This window comes from Pantoea stewartii subsp. stewartii, from assembly GCF_008801695.1.
In the GTDB taxonomy this organism is placed as follows: Bacteria; Pseudomonadota; Gammaproteobacteria; order Enterobacterales; family Enterobacteriaceae; genus Pantoea; species Pantoea stewartii.
In genome coordinates, this window is sequence record NZ_VZPF01000240.1 from 1 (window position 1) to 468 (window position 468).

General features: G+C 33.3%; 1 protein-coding gene. It reads right to left on the minus strand.

Annotation, left to right across the window (positions count from 1 at the left end; translation table 11 throughout):
- Positions 1 to 188: hypothetical protein (locus F7Q90_RS25975; protein ID WP_170283821.1), on the minus strand; the 188-nt coding region annotated here is incomplete at its 3' end.
- Positions 189 to 468 lie beyond the last annotated feature (280 nt).

Consider the following 468-nt stretch of genomic DNA (forward strand, 5'->3'; position numbering starts at 1 on the left):
TTTCCCGTGGTATCACGTAACTCAACATTCCCCAAAACCAGGTTGGTTAAGCCATCTTTTAAAGTTGTGGTATTACCATTAGAGGTCGTAACTATCAAGTCAAAACCACTTACTTTGTATGATTTTATATCAGAAATAGTTTCTGGCTTAAGGTTGGTATTATCTGTTGAGGAGGTGTTTTCTTTCATTGTCATACTGCCTATTTCCTAATGATAGTTGAACGGGTAGCTGAAAAAATAATGATTTTAATAGTGTGCTAACTTGTTTTTAGCGAAGTTTAATTTTACATTTCTGCCAGTTCGAAATAAATCAAGCAATATGCCAATGGTCTAAAGTTATAATATGTCAGGCCTATGCTTATATGTCTGAATAGTACTTATTAATTATAATTAAATCATGTCCAACAATATCAAGAAAAAGCTATGAGTGCAGAAGAAAATAATAGTGATGAAGAACTGGCGCCAATGG